The 3,837-nt window shown below is 42.3% G+C and carries 5 protein-coding genes and 1 pseudogene; all 6 read left to right on the top strand.

Annotated features, from left to right (window positions below; genetic code table 11):
- Positions 1-16 precede the first annotated feature (16 nt).
- The 6 genes and pseudogenes from O9290_RS19040 to O9290_RS19010 all read left to right on the top strand — a co-directional run bounded on the left by O9290_RS19040 (position 17) and on the right by O9290_RS19010 (position 3,532).
- Entirely contained in the window at positions 17-283 is a 267-nt protein-coding gene (locus O9290_RS19040) for a hypothetical protein (RefSeq protein WP_002733164.1), read from the top strand.
- 4 nt (positions 284-287) lie between these two features.
- Positions 288-668, top strand: a complete 381-nt coding sequence (locus tag O9290_RS19035) for a hypothetical protein (RefSeq protein ID WP_002756719.1) — start codon at positions 288-290, stop codon at positions 666-668.
- 273 nt (positions 669-941) lie between these two features.
- Positions 942-1,130: pseudogene (locus tag O9290_RS28560) on the top strand (type II toxin-antitoxin system VapC family toxin); the annotation flags it as partial.
- A 755-nt stretch (positions 1,131-1,885) separates the two neighbouring features.
- The gene (locus tag O9290_RS19020) at positions 1,886-2,314 is read left to right on the top strand and encodes a DUF29 domain-containing protein (protein WP_002756725.1); all 429 of its coding nucleotides are present in this window, start codon (positions 1,886-1,888) and stop codon (positions 2,312-2,314) included.
- A 405-nt stretch (positions 2,315-2,719) separates the two neighbouring features.
- A complete protein-coding gene (locus tag O9290_RS19015; RefSeq protein ID WP_043995791.1) occupies positions 2,720-3,124 on the top strand; it encodes a hypothetical protein in 405 nt (134 codons plus the stop codon).
- A gap of 48 nt (positions 3,125-3,172) precedes the next feature.
- On the top strand, positions 3,173-3,532 hold the full coding sequence (locus tag O9290_RS19010; RefSeq protein ID WP_002794465.1) for a DUF2513 domain-containing protein: 360 nt from the start codon (positions 3,173-3,175) through the stop codon (positions 3,530-3,532).
- Positions 3,533-3,837 lie beyond the last annotated feature (305 nt).

The following is a 3,837-nucleotide window of genomic DNA, read 5'->3' as shown; positions in this document are numbered from 1 at the left end:
CAACGGGGTCAGGACAATGACAGTTAATCAACTCCGCTACAGCAAAGAAGAATTCGCCCGACGTGGTAATGAGATTTATCAATCTCAGGTGCGCCCCCAAGTCGAGGAAGGCAATCATGGGAAGATTGTAGCCATAGATATTGAAACAGGTGCTTTTGAGCTTGCCAATGACACAATAACTGCTTCTAATCGATTGCTTGAACGAAACCCTGATGCTCAAATCTGGCGTGTCCGAATTGGACATAAAGGCGTTCACCGCTTTGGCGTAGGTCGTCTGCTTTAACTTTATGATGAACGGAATTGTTGATCAAAACTGCGAGGCAAGGCTTAGGTTAGTCGTAAGCAATGAGAGTAAACAGAGGCAAGTAATTGATGCTGTTATTGATACAGGGTTCACAGGCTTTTTGACCTTACCTCTGACAGTAATCAACAGCCTCAACTTACGGTTGTATAGCCGTGAAGAGGGAACATTAGGGGATGGAAGTACCTGTATCTTTGACGTTTACAGTGGTCTTGTTATTTGGGACGGTGAATATCGGTATATTGATGTTAACGCAGCTGAAACAGACCCTTTAGTTGGTATGAGTTTACTCTACGGCTATCGGATGCAACTTGATGCGATCGAGGGTGGAATAGTCGTAATTCAGTCATTGAACAGTTTAAGCTAATCGGGTGTGGAACGGTCTAACAACGTTAGTGCGATGCCGAAGGCACTGCGTAGCAGGGCGCATCGCTTCGTAGCGACAGTTTTGCACAGATTGGGATAAAATACAGATCTAACTAGCGCATTTCAAATGAGCGAAACTGTTTACGTTGAAACTAGCGTGGTTGGTTACTTAACAGCCAGACTCAGCAATAACTTAATCCTCATGGCAAACTTGGGGATTACCCAAGAGTGGTGGGACACACGCCGAGAGCAATTTACGCTTTATATCTCCCCCCCCCCTAAAGCCTCTGATGATGCGCTTCATATTGCAGTTGCTACATTTTACGGAATTGACTATCTTTTAACTTGGAACTGTAAGCATATTGCCAATGCTCAAATACAAAAGAAACTAGCACAAATAAGTATAGAAGCAGGATATGATCTGCCAACGATTTGTACACCTAATGAACTAATGGGAGATTAATTATGTGGAAAGATGAAGTTCTAGAAGAAATTTACAGAATACGTGAAGAACACGCGAAGTCCTTTAACTATGATTTGCAAGCAATTTGCAATGATCTTCGTAAAAAACAATCCACTAGCAGCAGACAAATTATTTCGACTCCACTCAAACCTCGCAGTCAACCGCATAACAAATCGTTGCATCCGACCGCCTAGAGATGATCTGATAGAAGTTGAAGATTCTCTGTGGCGGCTGAACTCAGCCGTTAGAGCGATCGCAATCTTGTAGGGTGCGTTCCCTAAGGCAACTTCTACCGCTCCAGCGATCGATTTTTGGGAACGCACCATGCACATTGATTGAAACTGTGAGTCTAAGCCGCGTAGGTTGGGTTGATCGAAACAAGACTGGGGCGAAAATAGCTCAATTCGCTTGAAAAAGCGAAACCCAACCACCCCAAAGGTTACTCTTTGTTGGGTTTCCTTGGGTCAACCCAACCACAATAATTGCTGCTCTATTGATCGCCCATTTTCAGACCAAAACTCGAAATATAAGCAGATTAAATATTACTACCTATTGACAAATGAGTATATATGTTGTGGCCCTATATTTTTGTTAATGGTGAGGTGCAAGGTCTCTGGTTTTGGGAAACTCTAGAACTGCGGAAGGGGCTGTAAGCGAACGGTAATCAGTTATCATTAAGAAAACGCCGGATCGTTAACCTAACAGAATTAACCCCACAATCCCACCCGAAAAGCTTGAAAAACAGGGAACCGGTTATGCCAACCACCTACAATTGCGATTTAATTCTCTGGGCCCGGGATACGGCTCAACTTTTGCGGGAACAACGCTGGGATGCCATTGACTGGGAGCATTTAATCGAGGAAATCGAGGATTTGGGGAAAAGTGAACGCAGTGCGATTGGTTCTCAAATGGAGCGAATTTTGCTTCATCTGCTCAAGTGGCAATATCAACCCCAACGGCACTCCGATAGTTGGCTGGATTCCATCAATGATGGGCGATCGCAAATTCGTCGCAAATTAGAGGATAGTCCCAGTCTACGCGGTTATCCCGCGCAAATTTTGGATAAGGAATACACCAGAGCGCGTCGAGAAGCCGCCAAACAAACAGGTTTAGTCCTCAGCATTTTTCCCGAGTTTTGTCCCTATACTATCGCGCAGGTGATCGAAGATTGGTGGCCCCAGTGATAGCCTTGATTAAAGGTTAAATAATCCTAAATCCGGTTATTAAAGACTGATTATTTATTCTCCCTTTTTGCATGAGTGCATGAGCAGAAAACGGGTTTCTCCGAGAAACCCGTTTTCTGTGCGTTACTCAACCGATTTAGTATTATGTGACAGTTGAGGGTGCGGAATGTGGGATTGATCGCCCATTTTCAGACCAAAACTCGAAGTATAAGCAGATTAAATATTACTACCTATTGACAAATTAGTATATATGTTGTATGAGGACGGGTGATATACAGAAAGTTGACCCATATCTTTGCTCTGGAGAGTGTTATGCAGAAAGTTTTCGTATAATATGTAGTTAGACCTAATATCAACCAGCGAAATCTTAATGCTAGGCTTGGTAATACCATAGAGAAGCTATTCATGAAGTTTAGACTTTTAACGTTTGTTTCTTTAATTCTTTTGACTGGATGTGGTAACTCTACCCCTGACGTTGTAGAGCAGTCATCTCCTTCAGTTCCCATATCTTCTAGCCAAGCATTACCAGCTATTAAAATCAGCGACATTGCAGGAAATACACCTGATGTAGTTGCGAAAGTTCTTGGTTCACCGACCTCAACAGAAACAGTAAATCCAAGTCGTACCCCTTGCCCATGTGAAAAACGGATTTATAAAAATGGCGAAATTGAAATCGTATTTATGGAGGGGAAAGCCGATTGGATAACTGTCAATCTTCCTCCTTCCCAAGTTGATACTTCCGGTTCCTATTCGTCAGTTCAGCAGTTTGATAACCCTACTTATACCTATATCAAAGTCAAAACAAACTGATGAATTTAAATGTAGTGTTTTCTTTTTTATGAATAGTAAGGTAAGTTTATGCGAAGAAATATAGACTTGATTCGCTTAATACTCCTCGATCTTGAAAAAGAGATAGAGGTTGATTTGTCGTCTTATTCAGGTAATGAGGTCAATTATCACAAAGCCTTATTAATTGAAGCAGGTTTATTACACGGAAATGTCCATTATCCAAGCACTCATAAAACAGATATTCCAGATTTAGTGATTATTAATCGTATTACATGGGAAGGGCATGAATTCTTAGATAAAGCACGGAGTGATACTGTATGGAATAAAGCAAAATCATTGGTAAAAGAGAAAGGGCTATCATTATCTATGGATATCGTTAAGATTTCATTAGGAGAAGCCGTGAAAATTTTGTTTCATTCATTTGTCTAACAAGCGCTTGCACGCGGAACGGCGGCATACGCTACTATTTGTGTAGGAATCTTGTAGGGTGCGTTCCCTAATGCAAGTCCTACCGCTCCAGCGATCGATTTTGGGGAACGCACCATGCACATTGATTGAAACTGTGAGTCTAAGTGCGATGCCGCTCTTGTGGACCCAGTTGGGGAATGTTAGCGAAGATTGCCAATGTTTAGGTTAAAATAGAGGGGCAAAAGTGGCAACGGGGTCAGGACAATGACAGTTAATCAACTCCGCTACAGCAAAGAAGAATTCGCCCGACGTGGTAATGAGATTTA

The sequence above is a fragment of the Microcystis sp. LE19-41.2A genome, from assembly GCF_027530405.1.
In the GTDB taxonomy this organism is placed as follows: domain Bacteria; phylum Cyanobacteriota; class Cyanobacteriia; order Cyanobacteriales; family Microcystaceae; genus Microcystis; species Microcystis aeruginosa.
This window is presented reverse-complemented; position numbering and strand designations above follow the sequence as displayed.

Excerpts from the sequence above, each read along its gene's own strand:
- O9290_RS19035 (WP_002756719.1), top strand. The coding sequence starts at position 288 with ATGATGAACGGAATTGTTGATCAAAACTGCGAGGCAAGGCTTAGGTTA.
- O9290_RS19015 (WP_043995791.1), top strand. The coding sequence starts at position 2,720 with ATGAAGTTTAGACTTTTAACGTTTGTTTCTTTAATTCTTTTGACTGGA.
- O9290_RS19020 (WP_002756725.1), top strand. The coding sequence starts at position 1,886 with ATGCCAACCACCTACAATTGCGATTTAATTCTCTGGGCCCGGGATACG.
- O9290_RS19010 (WP_002794465.1), top strand. The coding sequence starts at position 3,173 with ATGCGAAGAAATATAGACTTGATTCGCTTAATACTCCTCGATCTTGAA.
- O9290_RS19040 (WP_002733164.1), top strand. The coding sequence starts at position 17 with ATGACAGTTAATCAACTCCGCTACAGCAAAGAAGAATTCGCCCGACGT.